General features: G+C 35.3%; 21 protein-coding genes and 4 tRNA genes. 18 read left to right on the top strand and 7 right to left on the bottom strand.

Annotation, left to right across the window (positions count from 1 at the left end; all coding sequences use genetic code 11):
• Positions 1-2: 2 nt before the first annotated feature.
• A complete protein-coding gene (locus HMPREF2704_RS07055; protein WP_070449637.1) occupies positions 3-2,570 on the top strand; it encodes a YfhO family protein in 2,568 nt (855 codons plus the stop codon).
• A 98-nt stretch (positions 2,571-2,668) separates the two neighbouring features.
• Here HMPREF2704_RS07055 and HMPREF2704_RS07050 read toward each other — a convergent pair.
• The 6 genes from HMPREF2704_RS07050 to rlmH all read right to left on the bottom strand — a co-directional run bounded on the left by HMPREF2704_RS07050 (position 2,669) and on the right by rlmH (position 5,913).
• Positions 2,669-2,742: transfer RNA gene (locus HMPREF2704_RS07050), tRNA-Asn, on the bottom strand.
• Between the two features lie 8 nt (positions 2,743-2,750).
• A tRNA-Glu gene (locus HMPREF2704_RS07045) sits at positions 2,751-2,822 on the bottom strand.
• A 50-nt stretch (positions 2,823-2,872) separates the two neighbouring features.
• A complete protein-coding gene (locus HMPREF2704_RS07040; RefSeq protein WP_070449643.1) occupies positions 2,873-3,631 on the bottom strand; it encodes a LytR/AlgR family response regulator transcription factor in 759 nt (252 codons plus the stop codon).
• Positions 3,628-4,968: a sensor histidine kinase gene (locus tag HMPREF2704_RS07035; RefSeq protein WP_021154164.1), complete on the bottom strand. Its 1,341-nt coding sequence runs from the start codon at positions 4,966-4,968 to the stop codon at positions 3,628-3,630. The genes HMPREF2704_RS07040 and HMPREF2704_RS07035 overlap by 4 nt, the downstream gene beginning before the upstream one ends.
• 349 nt (positions 4,969-5,317) lie before the next feature.
• Positions 5,318-5,391, bottom strand: a tRNA-Arg gene (locus HMPREF2704_RS07030).
• A gap of 42 nt (positions 5,392-5,433) precedes the next feature.
• Positions 5,434-5,913, bottom strand: coding sequence for a 23S rRNA (pseudouridine(1915)-N(3))-methyltransferase RlmH (rlmH, locus tag HMPREF2704_RS07025; protein ID WP_070846089.1), 480 nt, complete (start codon positions 5,911-5,913; stop codon positions 5,434-5,436).
• Between the two features lie 204 nt (positions 5,914-6,117).
• On the opposite strand from rlmH, the gene HMPREF2704_RS07020 reads away from it, so the two are divergent.
• From HMPREF2704_RS07020 to HMPREF2704_RS07000, 5 genes are all read left to right on the top strand, one after another.
• Complete coding sequence (locus HMPREF2704_RS07020) at positions 6,118-7,299, top strand: serine protease HtrA (protein ID WP_070846087.1); 1,182 nt, start codon at positions 6,118-6,120, stop codon at positions 7,297-7,299.
• Between the two features lie 71 nt (positions 7,300-7,370).
• A complete protein-coding gene (locus tag HMPREF2704_RS07015) occupies positions 7,371-8,132 on the top strand; it encodes a ParB/RepB/Spo0J family partition protein (RefSeq protein WP_049495811.1) in 762 nt (253 codons plus the stop codon).
• 267 nt (positions 8,133-8,399) lie between these two features.
• Positions 8,400-9,758, top strand: coding sequence for a chromosomal replication initiator protein DnaA (gene dnaA, locus HMPREF2704_RS07010; RefSeq protein WP_070449645.1), 1,359 nt, complete (start codon positions 8,400-8,402; stop codon positions 9,756-9,758).
• Positions 9,759-9,917: 159 nt separating this feature from the next.
• Positions 9,918-11,054, top strand: a complete 1,137-nt coding sequence (gene dnaN, locus HMPREF2704_RS07005) for a DNA polymerase III subunit beta (RefSeq protein ID WP_021154169.1) — start codon at positions 9,918-9,920, stop codon at positions 11,052-11,054.
• A 12-nt stretch (positions 11,055-11,066) separates the two neighbouring features.
• Complete coding sequence (locus tag HMPREF2704_RS07000; protein WP_003002008.1) at positions 11,067-11,258, top strand: DUF951 domain-containing protein; 192 nt, start codon at positions 11,067-11,069, stop codon at positions 11,256-11,258.
• 35 nt (positions 11,259-11,293) lie between these two features.
• On the opposite strand, the gene HMPREF2704_RS06995 is transcribed toward HMPREF2704_RS07000, so the two are convergent.
• Positions 11,294-11,791 (bottom strand): DUF1307 domain-containing protein, encoded by a 498-nt coding sequence (locus HMPREF2704_RS06995; protein ID WP_049507418.1) that lies wholly within the window; start codon positions 11,789-11,791, stop codon positions 11,294-11,296.
• A 178-nt stretch (positions 11,792-11,969) separates the two neighbouring features.
• Here HMPREF2704_RS06995 and ychF point away from each other — a divergent pair, with 178 nt between their 5' ends.
• The 12 genes from ychF (at position 11,970) to HMPREF2704_RS06940 (ending at position 23,911) form a co-directional block, all read left to right on the top strand.
• Complete coding sequence (ychF, locus tag HMPREF2704_RS06990; protein ID WP_049523091.1) at positions 11,970-13,085, top strand: redox-regulated ATPase YchF; 1,116 nt, start codon at positions 11,970-11,972, stop codon at positions 13,083-13,085.
• A gap of 68 nt (positions 13,086-13,153) precedes the next feature.
• Positions 13,154-13,723: an aminoacyl-tRNA hydrolase gene (gene pth, locus HMPREF2704_RS06985; protein WP_021154173.1), complete on the top strand. Its 570-nt coding sequence runs from the start codon at positions 13,154-13,156 to the stop codon at positions 13,721-13,723.
• Positions 13,724-13,727: 4 nt separating this feature from the next.
• Positions 13,728-17,222, top strand: coding sequence for a transcription-repair coupling factor (mfd, locus tag HMPREF2704_RS06980; RefSeq protein ID WP_061590651.1), 3,495 nt, complete (start codon positions 13,728-13,730; stop codon positions 17,220-17,222).
• A gap of 68 nt (positions 17,223-17,290) precedes the next feature.
• Positions 17,291-17,557: an RNA-binding S4 domain-containing protein gene (locus tag HMPREF2704_RS06975; RefSeq protein ID WP_003002258.1), complete on the top strand. Its 267-nt coding sequence runs from the start codon at positions 17,291-17,293 to the stop codon at positions 17,555-17,557.
• Positions 17,550-17,918, top strand: coding sequence for an FtsB family cell division protein (locus HMPREF2704_RS06970; protein WP_003009251.1), 369 nt, complete (start codon positions 17,550-17,552; stop codon positions 17,916-17,918). Before HMPREF2704_RS06975 ends, HMPREF2704_RS06970 begins: the two co-directional genes overlap by 8 nt.
• A gap of 3 nt (positions 17,919-17,921) precedes the next feature.
• On the top strand, positions 17,922-18,050 hold the full coding sequence (locus HMPREF2704_RS11555) for an SP_0009 family protein (RefSeq protein WP_003009253.1): 129 nt from the start codon (positions 17,922-17,924) through the stop codon (positions 18,048-18,050).
• Positions 18,043-19,308, top strand: a complete 1,266-nt coding sequence (locus tag HMPREF2704_RS06965; protein ID WP_231065220.1) for a serine hydrolase — start codon at positions 18,043-18,045, stop codon at positions 19,306-19,308. Before HMPREF2704_RS11555 ends, HMPREF2704_RS06965 begins: the two co-directional genes overlap by 8 nt.
• Positions 19,308-20,582, top strand: coding sequence for a tRNA lysidine(34) synthetase TilS (gene tilS, locus HMPREF2704_RS06960; RefSeq protein ID WP_023920007.1), 1,275 nt, complete (start codon positions 19,308-19,310; stop codon positions 20,580-20,582). Before HMPREF2704_RS06965 ends, tilS begins: the two co-directional genes overlap by 1 nt.
• Before the next feature lie 4 nt (positions 20,583-20,586).
• Positions 20,587-21,129: a hypoxanthine phosphoribosyltransferase gene (gene hpt, locus HMPREF2704_RS06955; protein ID WP_021154179.1), complete on the top strand. Its 543-nt coding sequence runs from the start codon at positions 20,587-20,589 to the stop codon at positions 21,127-21,129.
• 10 nt (positions 21,130-21,139) lie between these two features.
• On the top strand, positions 21,140-23,113 hold the full coding sequence (gene ftsH, locus HMPREF2704_RS06950) for an ATP-dependent zinc metalloprotease FtsH (protein WP_049485696.1): 1,974 nt from the start codon (positions 21,140-21,142) through the stop codon (positions 23,111-23,113).
• A 92-nt stretch (positions 23,114-23,205) separates the two neighbouring features.
• Positions 23,206-23,277: transfer RNA gene (locus tag HMPREF2704_RS06945), tRNA-Glu, on the top strand.
• Positions 23,278-23,431: 154 nt separating this feature from the next.
• On the top strand, positions 23,432-23,911 hold the full coding sequence (locus HMPREF2704_RS06940; protein WP_003009261.1) for a sigma-70 family RNA polymerase sigma factor: 480 nt from the start codon (positions 23,432-23,434) through the stop codon (positions 23,909-23,911).
• Positions 23,912-23,972: the final 61 nt, after the last annotated feature.

Raw genomic sequence — 23,972 nt, 5'->3', positions numbered from 1 at the left:
ATATGAATAAAACAAAGCTAAAAACATCCCTTTTTATAGTATCTTCTTTCCTGATTCCAGCTATCATGATGTTCTTTATTTACCTCTCACAAGGAATCTACTGGAACAGTGATACATCCCCATTATTAGGAGATGGTTATCATCAGTATGTCATTTTTGATACCACACTTCGAAATATTTTACATGGGACGGATAGCCTATTTTACAGTTTTCAAAGTGGATTAGGTATTAATTTCTATGCACTCAGTAGCTATTATCTAGGAAGTTTCTTTTCTCCTCTCGTCTACTTCTTTAATGCACAATCCATGCCGGATGCTGTTTACCTCATCACTCTTCTTAAATTTGGAGCTATTGGGTTAAGCACTTATATTAGTTTACATGGAATGTTTTCTAAAATTCCTAGATCCCTGGTTCTTACCCTTTCAACATCATTTGCTCTTATGAGCTTTGCTATCAGCCAAATTGAAATCAAAACTTGGCTAGATGTTTTTATCCTAGCACCATTAATTCTTTATGGATTCAAAAAACTCATTTACAATGAGGGAGAGATTCTCTACTTTATCAGCTTAACCAGCTTGTTTATCCAAAATTATTATTTTGGGTTTATGATGTCTATTTTTCTTATTTTATGGTACTTGACACAACTGTCATGGGACATCAAAGTAATTGGAAAACGCTTCTTTCATTTTGTAATTGTATCTCTTTTATCAGTTATAACAAGCCTTGTGATGTTATATCCAACCTTCTTAGATTTACGCACTCATGGAGAAAGTTTTTCAAAGGTTGACAGTATCTTTACAGAAAAAAGTTGGTATCTTGACGTATTTGCAAAAAATTTCATTGGAAGTTTTGACACTACTAAATATGGATCAATTCCAATGATCTACGTGGGATTATTTCCACTTCTTTTAGCGATTACCTTTTTCTTTGTAAAGTCGATCAAGTTTCACGTGAAACTTTCTTACTTTATACTCTTGACCATTCTTATTTTGAGTTTTCGTTTTCAATTATTAGATCTCCTTTGGCAAGGTATGCACGCGCCGAATATGTTTCTTCATCGATACTCTTGGATCTTTTCTTTGACGATTATTCTGATGGCAGGAGAAGTACTAAATCGAATAGAGGAGATCACTTGGATTCGTTTTAGTCTTGCTAATTTTCTCCTTATTCTAGGATTTGGAGCAACTGTCCTTTACAGCAGTCACTATAAATTTTTAGATGCAGTCAATTTCATTGTTACTTTTGAGTTTTTAATTGCTTTCTATTTGGTCTGTTTAGGATTTATCCTAAAAAAGATACTGCCTAGACTTTTCTATCTTTCGATCCTGTTTTTCTCCATCTTTGAATTATCGGTGAATAGTTATTATCAAATGGAAGGTATTGCGAATGAATGGGTCTTTGCTTCTCGATCATCCTACGAACGAGACTTAAAAGCCATCCAATCCTTAGTAAGAGAGAAGACAGACTCTAATTATCGGACTGAGATTCTACAGCCACAAACGGGCAATGATAGCATGAAGTATGGTTATAATGGAATTTCTCAATTTTCATCTGTACGAAATACGGATGCTAGTTCGACATTAGACAAACTTGGATTTAAATCTGAAGGAACCAACCTCAATCTTAGATACCAAAACAATTCTATTTTAATGGATAGTCTATTTGGTGTTCGCTATAATTTAAGCCAACAACCTGTTCAAAAATTTGGATTTAAAGAGATTGCAACCAAAAATGGAGTCTCACTTTCAGAAAACGAATATGCCTTACCAATCGCCTTTCTGTCAGCAAAACCTTATAAAAATACTTCCTTTACGAATTTGACACTGGATAATCAGACACGATTCATCCATCAAATCACAGATGAAAAATATAAATTTTATAAGAAATTAAATATTCTCTCGCCTACTTCACAAAATACTACATCTTCGTTGCAAACTGCAAAAATTGAAGAAGATAGTCATCTATCCTACGCAAGTATTCAATATGAAGTAACGGTTCCTGCCCATAGCCAACTATATGTCAATGTTCCAAATTTACAATTTTCAAACGATGATCGGAAAGATATTGAAATCAGCTACAATGGACAGACCCAACGCTATACCATTGATAATGCCTTTCCATTCTTTTCGATTGGCCATTTTGACACAGAGGAAACAGTTACTATTCGTTTGAGTTTTCCAGAAAATTCGACAGTCTCCTTTGATACACCAGAATTTTTTGCTCTGGATCTTGACCAATACACACAAGCTATCGCTAGTATTCGTCAGCAAGAAGTTGCTATTCACAAAAAGAAAAACAAATTGGTAGCAGCCTATAACGCAAATAGAGACACTACCCTTATTTTTACACTCCCTTATGATAAAGGCTGGTCAGCTAAACAAAATGGAAAACCTATCCAAATTCATCGCATCCAGAAAGGATTATTGGGAGTTCGTGTTTCAAAAGGATCCGGAACAGTCACCTTAACATTTGTTCCCCAAGGCTTCATTGAAGGACTCATTGCCTTTTTCGTTGGAATCATTCTCTTCTTCCTCTACGAATGGAGACAAATAAAAAGACGAAAAAGCTAAGGAATCTAACCATCGTTCACTTATAAATAAAAGGCTAGGATAGTCATTATCCTAGCCTTTTTCAAAACAAAAAAACACCCAAATGGGTGCTATACTAGCTCCGCCAGTAGGACTCGAACCTACGACATCATGATTAACAGTCATGCGCTACTACCAACTGAGCTATGGCGGAATGAGATATAGTCCGTACGGGATTCGAACCCGTGTTACCGCCGTGAAAAGGCGGTGTCTTAACCCCTTGACCAACGGACCATATATTCATTAACAGAACATATCCCATTATATCAGAATTTAACTAATTGTCAAGCACTAAATTCTAAATTTTGCTCTTCGATTAATTTTTTGACACGTTTGATATTGCTTCTTGAGATTGGACAAGAATACCCTTCTTTCAACAACAACTGTTTCCTTTTCTTATCCATTCCAACGATCATACTTCTATTCACGATATAAGATTGATGGGGACTGAAATATCTCTCCTCCACATCTTTCTCCAAGACATCTGATAAACTTCCTGCAATTTCTTTTTGAAAATTTTTCCCAACTAAGTTTAATTTATAAGCAGAACCAACAGTTTCAATATAAAGAATATCTTTAAATGGAATTTTTATCTTTTTATCCTTAAAGTCATACTCAAAATAATCTGTCAAATCATCATTTCCAATTTGAATAGTTGTTAGGTACTCAATACACTCCTTGATTTTTAATCTAAATAAATCTTCATTCAAATTTTTATCAATAAAATCCAAGGCAGATACTTTATAACGATAGGTAATCGAAGCGAATTCTGATTTTGTAGTAATAAAAACAATAATAGCATAAGGATTTGCTTCTCGTATTTTTTGAGCAATTTCCAACCCACAATACTCATTGTCTTGGATATGAATATCTAGAAAATATAATTGGTGGATATCCGAATGCTGGATATAATTTTCAAATTCCGAAATTTTACCGGTAGAAATCACTTCAAGTTTAATTTCTAATTCCTTAGCAATTTCTGCAATATGTTTTTCTACCCGTATCTGTTGAGAGAGCTCATCTTCTAATAAAAAAATCTTCATTCTTGTTCGTATCCTCCAATCTTCAAAACTTGTAAAAAACGATTTCCTTGCAATTCCGTTTCTAAAAACATCGTTCCATAATTTGCTAAGATTTTTCTCACATTATTTAATCCTAGTCCTCTATTTTCTCCTTTTGTCGAATAGCCTTCTTCATATATTTTTCTAATATCAAAAGTGATTTCATTTGTTGTATTATGAATCACTAAGTAAACAATTTTTGAAATAGAGAAAATAGCAATATGAACTTTCTTTTCTTCTGCTTCTTTTGAAGCTTCCAAAGCGTTTGTCACTAGAATCCCAACGATTCTCACGATATCTAATAAATCAACTGGTAGTTGCTCGATTGGTTCACTCGTTTCAAAGGTCATTTCTACCCCAGCATCTCTTGCATCCAACCAGCCTCGAATCAAAATACTTCGTAAAGCAGAATCTTTGATATTGACCAAGTTGAATCCTGATAATGCTTCTGTATTGATCTCTTTATAACCTTTTTCCAATACTTCTCTATGGATTCTCTGTATTTCTGGAATATTTTCTTCCTCAATGGCTAACGACATAGAAATAACTAAATTTCCCAAATCATGACGAAATCCCCTGACAATAGAATAGAGACTTTGAATTTCAGCCATATACCGACTCATTTGTTGCTCAGAAAATTCTTTATACTCCAGTTCTAAATTTTTACGATACTGATCTCGCTCGATTTTCATATGGAATAAGCTGACTACAAAAGAGAAAAAACAAATCGTTGCCAACATACTCCCAAAATTTTTATATTGCGCTTGTTCACTAATCCATAAAGCAAAATTAATCACTACAAATATAGCAAAATAGACACAGATGAGTCTCTTTAAATATTTTTCAAATTCTTTCTCATAAAAAGGAGTGAAATCAAATTCAAATAGGTCAATTAACTTCAAAATGATTCCTAAAGAAATCAAACGAATGCACATATTGTAGACAATCGAGTAAGCTGCTACAACAGCATCCCCCAATACTGAAGAGACAATTATCGTCAGAAAAGTTGCTGTTCCTTCAACCGCTAAATAAGTAAAAAAAGAATAAAAAATGGCGCACAAGCGATTCGTCCGATTGGCATAATGATAATAAGGATATAAATAAACCGGCCATAAGAGCATATTTAAATCAGAGAGTCGAATATTTGAAAATAAAGTCACATCTAAAAATACTAAGAGACTTTCAAAAAGAAGAACAAAGGTGCTCAGCAGAAAGATAAATGCAAATTGATGTTCCTGATAGATTTTTTCGTCCACTAATGCAAACGTCAGAACAATGATCCCTCCCAAGAGAAAAGACAAGATTAATGACTGAATCACACAAACTCTCCCACTTTGTTTTTTCTATTTTATTATACTCTAGTATTATTATAAAAAAATAAAATTTTATATACAAAAAATTATAATATAAAATAGCCTAAAATTAAAGGGAATAGGTAAAATTGTAATGTTTTTAATGTTTTTGTTACATGAATGAAAACTATTTTACACAATTTATATAATCTACACTTTGCACTATATAGGGATTGTTAGTTCTTTTTTAAAATATTCCTAATAAATCATTTCATCACTATTAATCTATAGCAAAGTATACAAAAATTAATAGATAATGAAAATTTATACATTTTAACATAAAAGAAAAGATGCAGCAAAAGCTGCATCTCTCATTTGATCCCAGCAGGATTCGAACCTGCGACCGTTCGCTTAGAAGGCGAATGCTCTATCCAGCTGAGCTATGAGACCGAACTTACTTCATTTTAGCAGAAAAAGGAAGGAGCGTCAAGGTTATTTATGGTAAGGACTCCCCTGTTGAATCATGAAAGCACGATAGATTTGTTCCACCAACACTAATTTCATCAACTGATGAGGAAGAGTTAATTGACCAAAGCTCATTAATAGATTTCCTCTTTTTTTCACTTCAGGAGACAGACCAAGACTGCCTCCAATAACAAAAGTAAGGTTTGAATAACCAGATGTCATAATCTGGTCAATCGTTTGACTAAATTTATCTGAAGGAAATTGTTTTCCTTCGATGGCTAATACAATCACATATTCCTTATCTGAAATCTTAGAGAGAATTCGTTGTCCCTCTTTTTCAAGGATTTGTTGATTTTCGAGTTGACTGGCACGATCTGGAGTTTTTTCATCAACTAACTCAACCTGTTCTACTTTTACAAATCGACCAAGCCTTTTAATATACTCCGCGATCCCATCTTTTAAGTATTTTTCTTTTAATTTTCCAACGGTTATCAATTTAATTTTCATTCCCCTATTGTAGCATAATTCTTCAATTCCACAAATAATCCACAGCTATAGAAAGGAAATCTATTCTATAAAGTCCTTTTTAAAGCCATTTCTCAACTAAATTCTACAAGTTATCCACAATTTGTGGATAACTTTAGTTATTTAAGATATAATTAAGAAAGTTTTTCTATACTCTAGACAATTTGATATCCTTAGGAGGAAAATATGAAATCTTCATCTAATTTACTGAAAAAAGTTGGAAACATAGCCCTCATTTTTGTTGTAGGTTTTCTAGGTGGTATTCTTGGAACCTTTTTAACCTTACAAACATCTCATTCTTCTACTTCAAATACTGAAAGTAAGCAAGTCCACTCAACCACTGTTAAAACAGCTTATAAAAATACAACCTCAACTAGTGAGGCCGTAGACAAGGTGAAAAATGCTGTAGTTTCTGTGATTACTTATTCTGATTCTTCGAATCAAGGGTTATTTGAAAAAGAAGAAAACTCTGACTCACAAATTTCTAGTGAAGGTTCTGGGATCATTTATAAAAAAGAAGGAAAATATGCCTACCTTGTTACCAACACCCATGTGATCAATGGTGCTAAAAAAGTAGATATTCTTTTAGCAGATGGGAATAAAGTCCCCGGAGAAGTAGTTGGGTCAGATGTCTATTCTGATATTGCAGTCGTTCGTATTAGTGCGGATAAAGCAAAGGCAGTAGCTGAATTCGGAGATTCAAACCAATTAACAGTCGGTGAGACTGCAATTGCAATTGGTAGCCCTCTTGGAACAGATTATGCGAATTCTGTTACCCAAGGAATTATTTCCAGCCAAGGCCGCAATGTGAAATTGAAAGCCGATAATGGACAAAATATCTCTACACGCGCCCTACAAACAGACGCAGCCATCAACCCAGGAAATTCTGGAGGCCCATTAATCAATATTCAAGGACAAGTCATCGGGATTACCTCAAGTAAAATTTCAAATAACGGACAAACGTCAGTAGAAGGAATGGGATTTGCAATTCCTGCAAATGATGTTGTCAATATTATCAAGCAACTAGAAGAAAAAGGAAAAGTAGTTCGACCAGCTCTTGGAATCCAAATGATGGATTTATCCAACCTTTCAACTTCTGATTTAAGCCAATTAAAACTTCCTGAAAAAATCTCTGGAGGAGTACTAGTTCGTTCAACACTTGAAAATATGCCTGCTTCAGATAAATTGCAACGTTATGATGTCATCACAAAGATCGATGATACAGATATCGAGTCAACGGCAGATTTACAATCCGCCCTCTATTCTCACCAAATCAATGATACAATCAAGGTCACATTCTATCGTGATGGAAAACAACAAACAACTTCTATCAAGTTGACAAAATCAACTGAGGATCTGAGCGATTAACTTTCACTTTCTTGACATACTTGTAAACACACCTTTACGAATTTGTAAAGGTGTGTTATTCTATTCATAAGATGGAAAAATTAGAAAAAATAGCGGTAAAGGACATTCGAACCAATCCTTTCCAACCAAGAAAAGTATTTGATCAAGAAAAATTAGAAGAACTGGCTCAGTCAATCAAAGAAAATGGCTTAATTCAACCCATTATTGTCAGAAAATCTCCAATAATTGGTTTTGAATTGCTTGCAGGTGAAAGACGTTTTAGAGCTTCAAAAATTGCTGGATTAGAGCTTGTTCCTGCGATTATTAAAGAGTTAACGGATCAAGAAATGATGCGACAAGCCATTATTGAAAATCTTCAACGAGAAGATCTCAATCCAATTGAAGAAGCCATCTCCTACCAGAAGCTCGTTGATCATGGCTATAAGCACGACCAAATCGCTCAATTTATGGGGAAATCTAGACCCTATATCAGCAATATGCTTCGCTTGTTACATCTAGCTCCCTCTGTTCAAGAAGCAGTCATTCAAAATGATATTTCTTCGGCTCATGCGCGTGTTCTTGTTCCTCTTGATGAAGAAGAGCAGCGCTTTTGGTTGGAGCGAATCAAACAGGATCATTTAAATGTTCGAACATTAGAAAGCAAGATCAGTTCAAAAAGAAAACAGAAAAATAAAAAAGCAAAAGAGAGCTTCCTACTGGAAGAGGAACAGCGATTGAAAAAAATATTAGGAACAGATGTGACGATACACTCCTCTTCTCAAAATAAAGGAACTATCCAAATTTCTTTTTCCAGTCTTGATGAATACCAACGAATTATCAACAGCCTTAAATAAGGCTGTTATTTTTATTTTTTGTATTGACAAGCTTTTCCACCATAAAAATCTTTTGTAAATAGCAGAAAAATAAGGATATTCTCTAGTTATCCCCACTTTGTGGATAACTTTTAAAAACAATGTGAATTTAAATCCACAACTTGTGGAAAAGTTTAAAACTATAATTTAATTTCATGAAATTTAGCCTGTGGAAAACTATTTTTGTTTGTGGTAGAATAGGAGTACGTATGATTTGATACAATTCAAGAAAAGGAGGGAAGTCTGATAGTGTCACAAGAAGAGCAATTTTGGTCTCGTTTTTTAGAATTAGCCCAATTACAACTAAAAGATAGTGCCTATGATTTTTTTGTCGCCGATTCAAAATTAGTCAAAATCGATGGAGAAACGGCTACCATTTATCTTGATGGAAATTATAAAGAATTATTTTGGGAAACAAATCTAAAAAATGCTTTGATCACAGCCAGCTTTGAAGTCTACAATACAGATTTGAAGTTCCATTTCGTTTTTGAAGATACCGAAGAAATTCCTAGTAGTCATAGCAGTGAGAGTAGGAGATTATCTTCAGCTAGCTTAACAACCGAACCGTTGCCTAAAATTGATACAGGTCTGAAATCAAAGTACACCTTTGATAATTTTGTGCAAGGGGATGGAAATATTTGGGCGAAAGCAGCAGCGCTTGCAGTTTCTGAAAATCTTGCAACAACTTACAACCCTCTCTTTATCTATGGTGGACCAGGGCTTGGAAAGACTCACCTATTGAACGCAATTGGAAATCAAATCCTAGAAAATATTCCAAACGCACGGGTTAAGTATGTCCCAGCAGAAACCTTTATTAATGAATTTTTAGAACACCTTCGATTAGGAGAAATGAAGACGTTCAAGAATACCTATCGAAGTCTTGATCTCTTACTGATCGATGATATCCAGTCACTCGGCGGGAAAAAAGTCACGACTCAAGAGGAATTCTTTAATACCTTTAATGCCCTCCATAGCGACAACAAACAGATTGTTCTAACAAGCGATCGAAGTCCGGATCATTTAGACAGTCTTGAAGAGCGGCTGGTTACTCGTTTCAAATGGGGACTAACGCAAAATATAACACCACCTGATTTTGAAACTCGGATTGCCATCTTACGGAATAAAATTGAAGATCTAGACTATATTTTTCCTAATGACACACTAGAATATCTAGCTGGTCAGTTTGATTCAAATGTCCGAGACTTAGAAGGTGCCTTAAATGATATTTCTTTAATGGCGAAGGTGAAGAAACTAAAAGAAATTACGATCGATGTTGCAGCTGAAGCTATTCGAGCTCGTAAAAATGATAATAGCAAGACGCTTGTCATCCCCATTGAAAAAATTCAGGAAGCAGTTGGAGCCTTTTATGGAGTCAGTGTAAAAGAAATCAAAGGTTCTCGAAGAGTTCAGAATATTGTCCTAGCACGACAAGTGGCCATGTATCTTTCAAGAGAGATGACGGACAACTCACTTCCTCGAATCGGAAAAGAATTCGGTGGAAAAGACCACACGACTGTCATTCATGCTTATGAAAAAATTAAAAGTATGGTCGACACAGATGATAATCTACGACTCGAAATTCAAAGTATCAAGAAAAAGTTAAATTAATCTGTGGATAACTTCCTCTAAACTTCTAAGGGTTATGCACAATTTTTAAACAAGTAACTTTTTAAGTCATAGATAGGATTCTGAGAGTTTTCCACAACTTCCACACAATCTACTATTACTATTATCTTACTAATCATAAAATAAATAAAAGGAATGACCATGATAAATTTTTCTATTAACAAAACTTTATTTTTACAAGCACTAAATACTACCAAAAGAGCGATCAGTTCAAAAAATGCTATCCCAATTCTTTCCACGATTAAAATTGATGTCACTCCAGAAGGAGTTGCCTTATCTGGATCGAATGGCCAAATTTCAATTGAAAACTTTATTTCTATCAAAGATGAAAATGCTGGTTTACTAGTGACCTCTCCAGGTTCTATTTTATTGGAAGCAACTTTCTTTATTAATGTGGTTTCAAGTTTACCAGATGTTACTTTAGATTTTAAAGAGATTGAACAAAAACAGGTTCTTTTAACAAGTGGAAAATCAGAAATTACACTTAAAGGAAAAGATGCAGATCAATATCCACGTATTCAAGAAATTGCTGCAAGTAATCCATTAGTTTTGGAAACAAAATTATTAAAACAATTAATTAATGAAACAGCATTTGCAGCAAGTGTACAAGAAAGTCGTCCAATTTTGACAGGTGTTCACTTTGTTTTATCGGATAATAAAGAGCTAAAAACAGTAGCAACAGACTCTCACCGTATGAGTCAAAAAGTGATTACACTGGAGAAAAATGGAGACAACTTTGATGTTGTCATCCCAAGTCGCTCTCTTCGTGAATTCACCTCTGTTTTTTCTGATGATATTGAAACAGTTGAGGTTTTCTTTGCTAACAATCAAATTCTCTTTAGAAGTGAACACATTAGTTTTTATACCCGTTTGCTAGAAGGAAATTATCCTGATACAGACCGTCTCATTCCAACAGAATTCAATACAGAGGCAACCTTCAATGTGGCCAACCTTCGATTTGCAATGGAGCGTGCTCGTCTTCTTTCAAATGCGACTCAAAACGGAACGGTTAAATTAGAGTTCAAAAATGGAGTGGTTTCTTCCCACGTTCATTCACCAGAAGTTGGGCGAGTAAATGAAGAGATCGATACGAGCGCCGTTTCAGGAGAGGATTTGTCTATTAGCTTTAATCCAACTTATTTGATTGAAGCGCTCAAAGCTATTGACAGTGAACAAGTTGTTATTCGTTTTATTTCTTCTGTTAGACCGTTTACATTGGTTCCAGAAGGAAATGAACAAGGGTTCATTCAATTGATTACGCCAGTTCGCACAAATTAACAAAGGTGAATCATGTATACGTTAGGTGATTTTGTAGAAATGAAAAAGCCTCACGCTTGTGTGATTAAAGAAACAGGCAAGAAGGCAAATCGTTGGGAAATTACGCGACTTGGTGCAGACATAAAAATCAAGTGTAGCAATTGTGATCATGTGGTCATGATGAGTCGCCATGATTTTGAACAGAAAATGAAGAAAGTACTATAAAAGGTTCAGTCACTTATGTGACCGAACCTTTTCGATTATTTTAATTCTTCAAATTTTCCATTTTTAACTTCTTTGAAACCACCCTGTTTCATCATATCAAAAGTTGATTTGAAGCTGATATAGTCGACTTTTTTATCTTTTTGTGTCGTTACTAATTTCTTTTCAATTAGCTGATCTAAGTCTGCCTTTTCATAATTTAGTGTTGTTTTTTCAACCAAATAATCATCTTTATATTCAGCAGAATGTGTGAATCCTTTGACATCTTTGTATTCTTCATCATATTTATCGATCATTTCCTTTAATTGATCTTTCGTAACTCCCGCCTCTTTGTAATAAATAGTAGTGGTGGTTTGGTTACTGATCGCTTTATCACCTTTATGTTCTAGTGTAATACGAACATCTGTTTTCTTTTCTTGGTTGATTGCCTGAAGATAGGATTTTTGAACAGATTGTTGTCCACAAGCTCCAAGAAGAAAGAGCGTAAAGATAGCGATTAAAGAAAGAAAAATAGATTTCCATATTTGTTTTTTCATCTGAAAAACTCCTTTGTTCATTGTTAAATATAGTATATCATTTTTATCTTTTTAGAACGTTACAGTTTGATGAAAAAATCTAGTTTCAAAGGTCATGAAATATTTTATTTTTCATTACTTATCTTTTGAATTATGTTATAATAAAAGAGATTGAAATTTGAACGGAGAAAAAAGAAAAATGGTATTAACAGCAGGTATCGTTGGCTTACCAAATGTTGGTAAATCAACCCTATTTAACGCAATTACAAAAGCAGGAGCAGAGGCCGCAAACTATCCCTTTGCAACCATTGATCCAAACGTCGGGATGGTAGAAGTTCCAGATGAACGCCTCCAAAAATTGACGGAAATGATTACTCCTAAGAAGACAGTTCCGACTACTTTTGAATTTACAGATATTGCTGGGATTGTGAAAGGGGCTTCTAAGGGAGAAGGACTTGGTAATAAATTCTTGGCCAATATCCGTGAAGTAGATGCCATTGTCCATGTAGTGCGTGCTTTTGATGATGAAAATGTCATGCGGGAGCAAGGTCGTGAAGATGCCTTTGTTGATCCACTGGCAGATATTGATACCATCAATTTAGAATTAATTTTAGCCGACTTAGAGTCTGTCAATAAACGCTATGCGCGTGTAGAAAAAATCGCTCGTACACAAAAAGATAAGGATTCTGTTGCGGAATTTAATGTTCTACAAAAAATCAAACCAGTTCTTGAAGATGGTAAATCAGCTCGGACCATTGAATTCACGGAGGAAGAACAAAAAGTGGTGAAAGGACTTTTCCTTTTGACTACCAAACCAGTTCTTTATGTAGCCAATGTGGATGAAGATGTTGTTGCAGATCCAGATTCTATCGAGTATGTGAAGCAAATTCGTGACTTTGCGGCAACAGAGAATGCGGAAGTCGTGGTGATTTCTGCGCGTGCTGAGGAAGAAATTTCTGAGCTAGATGATGCAGATAAACAAGAATTTTTAGAGGCAATTGGCCTAACAGAGTCTGGAGTTGATAAACTCACGCGTGCAGCTTACCACTTGTTGGGACTTGGCACTTATTTCACAGCTGGTGAAAAAGAAGTGCGTGCTTGGACCTTCAAACGTGGTATGAAAGCTCCTCAAGCTGCTGGAATCATCCACTCTGATTTTGAAAAAGGATTTATTCGTGCCGTGACCATGTCCTATGATGATTTAGTTAAATACGGTTCTGAAAAGGCTGTAAAAGAAGCAGGACGCTTGCGCGAAGAAGGAAAAGAATATGTTGTCCAAGACGGGGACATCATGGAATTCCGTTTTAATGTATAAGATAGTTAAAAAAATGTAAAGGTTGGAAAAAATATTTCCAACCCTTTTAGTGTTTTGAAAGGAAAGAGATGACGAAATTAATTGTTGGATTGGGAAATCCAGGTGATAAGTATTTTGAAACGAAACACAATGTAGGCTTTATGTTAGTTGATCAAATGGCAAAGTCTTTAAATCTTACTTTCTCCCATGATAAGATTTTTCAAGCTGATATCGCCTCAACATTTTTGAATGGAGAAAAGGTCTATTTTGTAAAGCCGACCACTTTCATGAATGAGAGTGGAAAAGCAGTCCATGCCCTTCTGACTTATTATGGTCTGGATATTGAAGATCTTTTGGTTATTTACGATGATTTAGATATGGAAGTTGGTAAGATTCGTCTTCGAGCTAAAGGATCAGCTGGAGGTCATAACGGAATCAAATCGATTATCAATCATATTGGAACTCAGACTTTTTATCGAATTAAGATTGGAATTGGAAGACCTAAGCAGGGCATGTCAGTTGTTCATCATGTCTTAGGAAAATTTGATAAAGGCGATTACATCACTATTCTACAAACAATCGATCGAGTAGAAGAAGCGGTTAACGATTACTTGGTAGAAGAAAATTTTGAAAGAAGCATGCAGAAATACAACGGGTAAGTAGATGAATGTAATTGATTTAGTGAGTCAAAACTCCAACCTTCTATCCTGGCAACAAGGTTTGCAAAAAAATAATAGGGAATTGATCTTAGGATTATCTGCGACCACAAAGGCTATTGTAATGGCTTCAGCCTTTGATTCTATTGAAAAAGCAGTCCTCATCACTTCCAGTTATAACGAAGCAGAACGATTGGCCAGTGATTTTATTGCCTTACTTGGAGAAGAGAAAGTCCATACATTTTTGGGAGATGATAACCCTTTAGCAGAATTTGTTTTTGCTTCACAAGAAAGGCAATTTGCACGATTAGAGGCTTTGAACTTTTTATGCCAAGAAGATCGTCAAGGCATCCTTGTGACCAATGTGAGTGGTATAAAACTACTATTACCTTCTCCTAAAGTTTTTGCATCTAGCATTTTTCAATTGAAGGTTGGTCAAGAAATAGACTTAACTACTCTGAGTGAAACATTACAGAAAATTGGCTACCAAAAGGTGAGCCAAGTTTTGCAACAGGGAGAGTTTAGTCTACGAGGAGATATTTTAGATATCTTTGAGATCGACCAACTCCAACCCTATCGGATTGAATTTTTCGGAGATGAGATTGATGGAATCCGAATCTTTGACCCAGAAAGTCAGCGTTCTGTTGAAAATGTTGAAGAAGTTCAACTGAAGGCAGTGAGTGATCTATTGTTGCAAGAGGAAGATTTTATCCGTGGTCAGCAGCAAATAGAACAATTGCAAGAACAGAGTGCAAATGAAGAATTTAAATCTTATCTAGCAGAAATTCTGGGAGATATTTCTCAAAGGAAACTCCATCCGGATCTTAGGAAATTTATTAGTTTCTTTTACAAAAAGCAATATACCCTATTCGATTATCTCCCTAAACATACTCCAGTCTTTCTGGATGATTATCAAAAAATAGCAGACCAAATAGCGAGATTTGAACTAGATACAGCTAATCTCTTGACGGAAGATTTACATAAAAATAGAGCTTCTTCTCGCCAAGTGTATTTTGCAGACACCAGTACAACATTACGAAAATATACGCCTGCAACTTATTTTTCAAACTTTCAAAAAGGATTAGGAAATCTGAAGTTTGATCATTTGTATCAATTCAATCAATATCCCATGCAGGAGTTTTTTGGACAATTTGATTTACTAAAAGAGGAAATTGAACGGTATCGAAAATCAAACTATACTGTTATTGTCCAAGCAACTTCTCATCACAATCTTCAACAGCTCCATAAAAATTTAGAAGAGTATGGGATTCGATTAGATTATATTGATGGGGATACGATCATTCCTCAAGCTAGTCAATTAGTCGTTGGAGGATTAGCTCACGGTTTTCAATTTGTTGATGAAAAAATTGTCTACATTACAGAATCAGAGATTTATCAGAAAAAGATCAAACGAAAGATTCGCAGGCAAAATATTTCCAATGCAGAACGCCTAAAAAATTATAATGAATTGGAAAAAGGGGACTATGTTGTTCACCAAGTTCATGGTATTGGTCAATATTTGGGAATTGAAACGATTGAAATTTCGGGTGTCCATCGTGATTATGTTTCAATTCAATATCAAAATGGAGATCGCATCTCGATTCCTGTCGATCAGATTCAGATGTTGTCCAAATACGTTGCAAGTGATGGAAAAACGCCAAAAATTAACAAGTTAAACGATGGGCGTTTCCAAAAAACGAAGCAAAAGGTTCAGACCCAGGTAGAGGACATTGCGGATGATTTGATAAAACTTTATGCGGAGCGTAGTCAATTAGAAGGCTTTGCCTATTCCCAAGATGATGAAAATCAAGAGGCTTTTGAACAAGATTTTCCATATATTGAAACAGATGACCAATTACGTTCCATTGAAGAAATTAAAAAAGATATGGAATCGAATCGTCCGATGGACCGATTGCTGGTTGGAGACGTCGGTTTTGGAAAAACAGAGGTCGCTATGCGAGCAGCCTTTAAGGCAGTAAATGATCATAAACAAGTAGCAGTGCTGGTTCCTACCACTGTTCTTGCCCAACAACATTATGCCAATTTTAAGGAGCGTTTTGAATCTTTTGCAGTAGAGGTTGCTGTTTTAAGTCGTTTCCAGAGTAAGGCAGAGCAGAAAGAAACGCTTGAAAAGTTGAAAAAAGGACGAGTGGATATTATTATTGGAACTCACCGTCTCTTGTCCAAAGATGTTGTTTTTTCAGACTTAGGTTTAATCGTGATCGATGAAGAACAACGTTTTGGAGTGAAGCACAAAGAAACCTTGAAAGAATTGAAAAAAAAGGTGGATGTGCTTACCTTGACAGCTACCCCTATACCTCGAACTCTTCACATGTCTATGCTAGGAATTCGAGATTTGTCTGTCATCGAAACACCTCCGACCAATCGGTATCCTGTGCAAACTTTTGTATTAGAGACCAATCCAACCATTATTCGAGACGCTGTGTTGCGGGAGATGGATCGTGGAGGACAAGCCTATTATCTTTACAACAAGGTAGATACAATTGAACAAAAGGTGTCTGAATTAAAAGAGTTGATTCCAGAGGCTTCGATTGGCTTTGTTCATGGTCAGATGAGTGAGGTTCGCTTAGAAAATACCCTGTTGGATTTCATTAATGGCGAATACGATGTCTTAGTGACGACAACCATTATTGAGACAGGTGTGGATATTCCAAATGCCAATACGCTCTTTATTGAAAATGCGGATCATATGGGACTTTCAACGCTTTATCAACTAAGAGGTCGTGTGGGACGAAGCAATCGAATTGCTTATGCCTATTTGATGTATCGTCCAGACAAATCTCTTACAGAAGTGTCTGAAAAACGTTTAGAAGCGATTAAAGGTTTTACTGAGTTGGGGTCTGGATTTAAAATTGCTATGCGAGATTTATCGATCCGTGGAGCAGGGAATATCCTTGGAGCTTCTCAATCTGGTTTCATCGATTCAGTTGGTTTTGAAATGTATTCTCAATTGTTAGAAGAAGCTATTGCTAAGAAACAAGGCCAAGAGCATCGTCGGCAAAAGAGCAATGCAGAGTTGAACCTTCAAATAGATGCGTATTTACCTAATGAATATATTTCAGATCAACGTCAAAAAATTGAAATTTACAAACAAATTCGTGAAATGAATTCTACAACGGACTATGAATACTTGCAAGATGAATTGATTGATCGTTTTGGAGAATACCCAGATGTTGTGGCCTATCTACTTGAAATTGGTTTAGTGAAAGCTTACTTAGATCAAGTCTTTGTCCGTCTTGTTGAGAGAAAACAACAAAAAGTGACAGTGAAATTTGAACCTATTGCCAAACAACTGTTTTTAACACAGGATTATTTCAAAGCTCTGTCAATGACACAGTTGAAGGCACAGATTGCAGAAGAAAAGGGATTGATTGAAGTGATCTTTGATATTCGAAACAAGAAAGATTTTGAAATTTTAGAAGCTCTGAAGCAATTTGGTCAAACCTTATTGGAAATTAAACAGGAAAAAGAAGAGAACTAGCAGTTCTCAGCTCATTTTTCGCATTTTATGTATAAAAAATGATACAATACTATGTTAGAGGTGACAGTATGAGATTAGATAAATATTTAAAAGTTTCTCGCATTATTAAGCGTCGCCCTGTTGCAAAGGAAGTTGCAGATAAAGGGCGGATCAAAGTTAATGGAGTATTAGCCAAAAGTTCAACGGATTTGAAAGTGAATGATCAAATTGAAGTTCGTTTTGGAAATAAAGTATTGACGGTTAAAGTCTTGGAAATGTTGGATAGTACAAAAAAAGAAGATGCATCCAAAATGTACGAAATAATTAGTGAAACAAGGATAGAAGAAGATGCCTAAAAATATCGTTCAAATGAACAATAAATATATCAAAGACGAAAGTCAGCGAAAACGTTTTTTAGAAGAAGAAAGAAAAAAACGCAATCGTTTTCTGGGGCTCGTTTTGATATTGGTCATGTTATTGTTTATTCTTCCAACTTATAATTTAGCCCAGAGCTATCAATCGCTACAAGATAAAAAAGAACAATACAAACAGTTGGAAAAAGAGTATAAAGAAACAAGTGAACAAAAAGAATACCAACAAGACATCGCTAAAAAATTAAAAGACGATGATTATGCAACAAAATATGCACGCGCTAAGTATTCTTTTTCAAAAGATGGTGAATATGTTTATACCATCCCAGATTTACTCCCCCAATAACCGATGGAAAATATCTTACAAACAGTTAAACAATTCCTTGAATTTTCGGATGAAAAATTAGAGGAATTAAAAAAGAAAAACCAAATGATTAAACTTCAAAAGGATGAAAAGGAAAGGAATACAGGTGTCTAAACGATTTCTGCTCCTATTGTTAGTTCCAATTTTATTTATTGGGTCTCAAGCAGCGAGTATCGAGCAGTCTGAGTCTTCTCAGACAATGGCTCATCCATCAGAACTTTATTTTTCTTCAATTCCAGCGAACCCGAATGTCTATCGCAAAATTTCTGTTTTTTCTGATCCTCAGTTGAAAAAAGCAAAAGGAGAAATTCTTCCCAACACACCGTTTACAATCGAACAACTCTTTGTAAATGATGAAGGGAAAGCTGTATTTAAAATAGTAGATAAAGGATATGTATTAGCAGATTCTTCTGTCATTTTTTCTGATGTTGTACAAGAAACACAAGAAAAAAAACAAGACATGTGGCTAAAACCTGGTTTTAAAGTGTATGACCGACCCTTAATAAATGGTGCAAAAGAAAAAAATACACCTCTTTCTCCTTATACAAAAGTGACAGTCTTACGTACAGCTAAGACTTTACGAGATGAATTTGTGGAGATTGAAGGTCAGGGCTGGGTGAACAAACCATTCGTTACTGAAAAAGATAATCGAATGGAAAAAGTCCAGGACTTGTTAAATAGTAAATACAATTCTCCTTCGTATGGAATCTATGTAAAACAATTAGAGACTGGAAATACTGCTGGAATCAATCCGCAAAAAGAAATGTATTCTGCCAGTGTAACGAAATTACCATACTTGTACTACGTCCAAGAACAGCTCAATAAAAAAGCCATTTCTCCAACTACAACCTACAAATATATTCCAGAAGTCAATGATTTCAAAGGTGGCTATGAACCAGAAGGAAGTGGTAGCCTTTCAAAAACACCAGATGGAAAAGAATATAGTGTTCAAGAGTTGGTAGATAAAATTGCAAAAGAATCAGATAATGTTGGACATAATATCTTGAATTATTATGTCACTCATCAATCAGATCAAGACTTCCAAAAAACTTTGGATAAAATTGCAAAGAAACATTGGGATGTTGAAAAAAGAGAAGCATCCGCTGAAATGGCTGGCAATGTCATGGAGGCTGTCTATCAACAAAATGGCTCTATTATTGATGCACTCTCCTCTACAAAATATGATGATCAACGGATTGCGCGTGACCTTCCAGTAAAAGTTGCTCATAAAATTGGAGATGCCTATGATTTTAGACATGATGTTGCGATTGTATACACAAATTCACCCTATGTACTAGTCGTTTTTACAGATCATTCGAATTATGATACGATTTCCAACATTTCAAAGGATATCTATGAGGTATTGAAATAATGGAAAAGCGATTTTTAGAGTTTTGTGAAAAACAAGATCTATTTACTCCCCATCGCCGTGTTTTAGTTGCCTTATCTGGTGGATTGGATTCAATGAATCTGTATGAACTTTTATATAAGAATAAAGAACGATTGAAAATCCATCTGGTACTCGCTCATATCAATCATGGACAAAGACCAGAATCAGATTTAGAAGAAAGTGAACTTCGAACGCTAGCTGATAGGCGAGAGACACGTATTCATGTGGCTCACTATTCGGGTGATTTTACGGAAGCAAAAGCTCGTACCTTTCGTTATGATTTTTTTAAACAGATTATGGAGAAAGAAGATTGCACTGCTTTAGTAACAGGTCATCATGCAAATGATCAAGCTGAAACAACTTTCATGCGCTTGATACGAGGAACAAAATTACGCCATTTAAGTGGCATTCCTGTACGCCAACCATTTGGCAAGGGTGAGCTAATCCGTCCTTTGTTAATTTTTACCAAAGATGAGTTGATGGAAATCCCTCACTTTGAAGATAGTAGCAATGACTCACAGGACTATTTCCGAAATCGTGTACGCCATCAATACCTTCCTGAATTTGAAAAAGAAAATCCTCAAATGCAAGCAAGTCTTCGTTATTTAGCAGAGGAAGTGACTCATTGGCACCAAGCCCTGAAAGAATTGACTAGCGAGTTAAGTATTCAAGATTTAGCTTCTTTTAGAACGTATTCTGATTCTGTACAATCATTCTTATTAGAAGAGTATTTGGCACAATTTCCAGATTTGCAACTTGGTAGGGTACAGTTTCAAGAATTATTAGATTTACTGCGAAAAAAAAGAAATTGCGTTCATTATTTAAAGTCGAATTATGAACTACATCAAGAATATGATTTCTTTGAAATACAAAAAATCAGTCAAAAGTCGGATGACCAACCCCTCCCATTTTTGTTAGAATTTGGGAATATTTTTGAAATTGCAAATTATAAACTATCTTTTGGACAACCATTAGTAGGGGAAAATGTAGAAATTCTTTCTGTTTCACGCGAAACTCCCATCTTAATTAGAAGGAGAAAGGAAGGAGATCAGCTGCTTGTTAATGGCCACCATCAAAAATTAAGGCGGTGGTTTATCAACCATAAAATTCCAATTTCTCTTCGGCAAAAGGCTCTCATTATAGAACAGAATCATAATATTCTTTCTGTAGTGGGATTGGTAACGAGTGATTTGAGTAAGCCCTCAAAAAGTGGTATAATGAAAGATGATCTTTATATTCAAAAAATAGATAGGTAAAAACATGTTAGAAAAAGATATAAAAAAAGTATTGGTTTCACATGATGAAATTGTAGAAGCAGCAAAGAAATTGGGGGAAACCCTAACAAAAGAGTACCAAGGAAAAAATCCAATTTTTGTTGGAATTTTGAAAGGCTCTGTTCCATTTATGGCAGAGTTGATCAACCACGTGGATACACATATTGAATTGGATTTTATGCTGGTTTCAAGTTATCATGGTGGTACAGCAAGCTCAGGTATTATTAATATTATCAAGGATATCGACCAAGATATTACTGGTAGAGATATTTTATTTGTAGAAGATATTATCGATACAGGTAAAACCCTCAAGAGTCTAAAAGAACTCTTTGAAGAACGAAATGCAGGATCTGTGAAGATTGCTACCTTACTGGATAAACCTGAAGGACGTTTGGTTGAGATTGAAGCAGATTATACCTGCTTTACGATTCCAAATGAGTTTGTTGTAGGATATGGTTTAGACTATGATGAAAATTATCGTAACCTACCCTATGTTGGTGTATTAAAAGAGGAAGTGTACTCAAAATAGAGGAGACTAGATGAATAACAGAAAAAATAACGGTTTTGTTCGAAATCCATTTCTGTATTTGTTGATTATTGTAGCGGCTGTGACAGGGTTCCAGTACTTTTTTGCGGGTAATGGAGTTGGTCAAAGTCAGCAAATCAACTACACAGAATTGGTCAAAGAAATTAAAAATGATAATGTAAAAACGATCAGTTACCAACCAAATGGTAGTGTGATTGAAATTGCAGGGACCTATAATAAAGCTAAAGAATCAAAAGATGATACAGGAATTCAATTTTTTACCCCAAGTGTTCAAAAAGTATCTCGCTTTACTAGTGTCATCCTTCCATCTGACATCACTGTCAATGAATTACAAAAATTAGCAGCTGACCACAAAGCGGAAATCACTATCAAACGTGAAAGCTCAAGTGGCATGTGGATAACCATTCTGACTTCAATTGTTCCATTTGTTATCGTCATGTTCTTCTTCTTCTCAATGATGAACCAAGGCGGTGGCGGAGGTGCCCGCGGTGCCATGAACTTTGGTCGTAATAAAGCCCGCGCTGCTAATAAAGAAGATATTAAAGTTCGTTTTTCAGATGTAGCAGGAGCTGAAGAAGAAAAACAAGAACTTGTTGAAGTTGTTGAATTTTTAAAAGATCCAAAACGCTTTACTAAATTGGGTGCAAGAATCCCAGCAGGTGTGCTTCTTGAAGGCCCTCCCGGAACTGGTAAAACCCTTTTAGCAAAAGCAGTAGCTGGTGAAGCTGGAGTGCCATTCTTCAGTATTTCTGGTTCTGACTTCGTTGAAATGTTTGTCGGAGTCGGCGCTAGCCGGGTTCGTTCACTTTTTGAAGATGCTAAAAAAGCAGCACCAGCCATTATCTTTATCGATGAAATTGATGCTGTTGGGCGCCAACGTGGTGTAGGTCTTGGTGGCGGAAATGATGAACGTGAACAAACCCTTAACCAGCTCTTGATTGAGATGGATGGTTTTGAAGGCAACGAAGGAATCATTGTTATCGCAGCAACTAACCGTTCTGATGTCCTTGACCCTGCCCTTCTTCGTCCTGGCCGTTTTGACCGTAAAGTATTGGTTGGACGTCCAGATGTGAAAGGTCGTGAGGCAATTCTTCGTGTTCATGCTAAGAATAAGCCACTTGCTCAAGATGTGGACTTGAAATTGGTTGCTCAACAAACACCAGGATTTGTCGGTGCTGATCTCGAAAATGTTTTGAACGAAGCAGCCTTGGTTGCAGCTCGTCGAAATAAAAAAGTAATTGATGCTGCTGATATCGATGAAGCAGAAGATCGTGTTATTGCAGGTCCATCTAAGAAAGATCGGACGATTTCACAAAAAGAACGTGAAATGGTTGCTTATCACGAAGCTGGTCATACAATTGTTGGTCTGGTCTTATCAAATGCTCGTGTAGTTCATAAAGTTACGATTGTTCCACGTGGTCGTGCAGGCGGTTACATGATTGCCCTTCCTAAAGAAGATCAAATGTTACTTTCTAAAGAAGATATGAAAGAACAATTAGCTGGGCTCATGGGAGGACGTGTTGCCGAAGAAATTATTTTCAATTCGCAAACAACGGGTGCTTCAAATGACTTTGAACAAGCTACCCAAATGGCGCGTGCAATGGTGACAGAATATGGTATGAGTGAAAAACTTGGACCGGTCCAATATGAAGGAAATCATGCAATGTTTGGTGCTCAAAGTCCACAAAAAATGATTTCAGAACGAACAGCTTACGAAATTGATGAAGAAGTTCGTAGTCTGTTGAATGAAGCCCGTAATAAAGCGGCAGAAATTATTCAAGGAAATAGAGAAACGCATAAATTAATTGCGGAAGCTCTATTAAAATATGAAACCTTGGATAGTGTTCAAATTAAATCATTATATGAAACAGGAAAAATGCCTGAAAATTCAGAGCATGAATTAGAAGAAGAAGCAAAACCTCTATCATATGATGAGATTAAGTCAAAATTAGAAGAAAATAACTAATTCAAAAGAAGGAAAATATTTCCTTCTTTTTTTATTAAAAAAAGTGTTGACAGAGTAAAAATATTCTGTATAATAGAATATGTTGTAAAAATGGTCCGTTGGTCAAGGGGTTAAGACACCGCCTTTTCACGGCGGTAACACGGGTTCGAATCCCGTACGGACTATCGATAAACTGTCACCAAGTGGCAGTTTTTTTGTGTATTTGGACAAAATAGCTAAAAATAATAACCAAATAGTTAAAAAAACGTGCAGAATAGAAAAAAAGTCCAATGGGCTTCTTTATTTTTATAAAATACAGATAAAAGTAAAGGAGAGCTTATGGAATTTAATAAAATGTATCAAAAAGTAAAATATATCGTAAGAAAATGTGAAAAAGAATATTATATTCAATTATGGGAAAAGGATGATTGGGAACAAGAAGGACAGCTAACACTCTTTGAACTTTATCAAAAAAATCCTGAAATTGAAACAAATGAAGAATTACTTTATACATATTTCAAAACAAAATTTAGAAATCATATTAAAGATAAAATAAGACAACAGGAAAGTGATAAAAGAAAAATTAATAGACTTCCATATATTGAAATTGGAGAAATTAGTCACAGAATTTCATCAAGAAAAATATATTTAGATGAGCTGGTTGTTCTGAGAGATGCATTAAAACGTTTTAAAGAAAAATTAACCGTAAAAGAAAAAGAACAATATGAAGCATTACTAGCAAACAGAAGATGTCTAGGAAAAACAAAAATGAAAAAGAAATTAGAGAACTATTTAAAGGACTTTAAAAATTCAATTTAAAAACTGAAAGTTGACAGTGAATAAATGAACTTTCAAAAAAATAAAATTTTTTGGAAAAAAG

It is taken from the genome of Streptococcus sp. HMSC076C09 (assembly GCF_001837905.1).
Lineage (GTDB): Bacteria > Bacillota > Bacilli > Lactobacillales > Streptococcaceae > Streptococcus > Streptococcus parasanguinis_I.
This window is presented reverse-complemented; position numbering and strand designations above follow the sequence as displayed.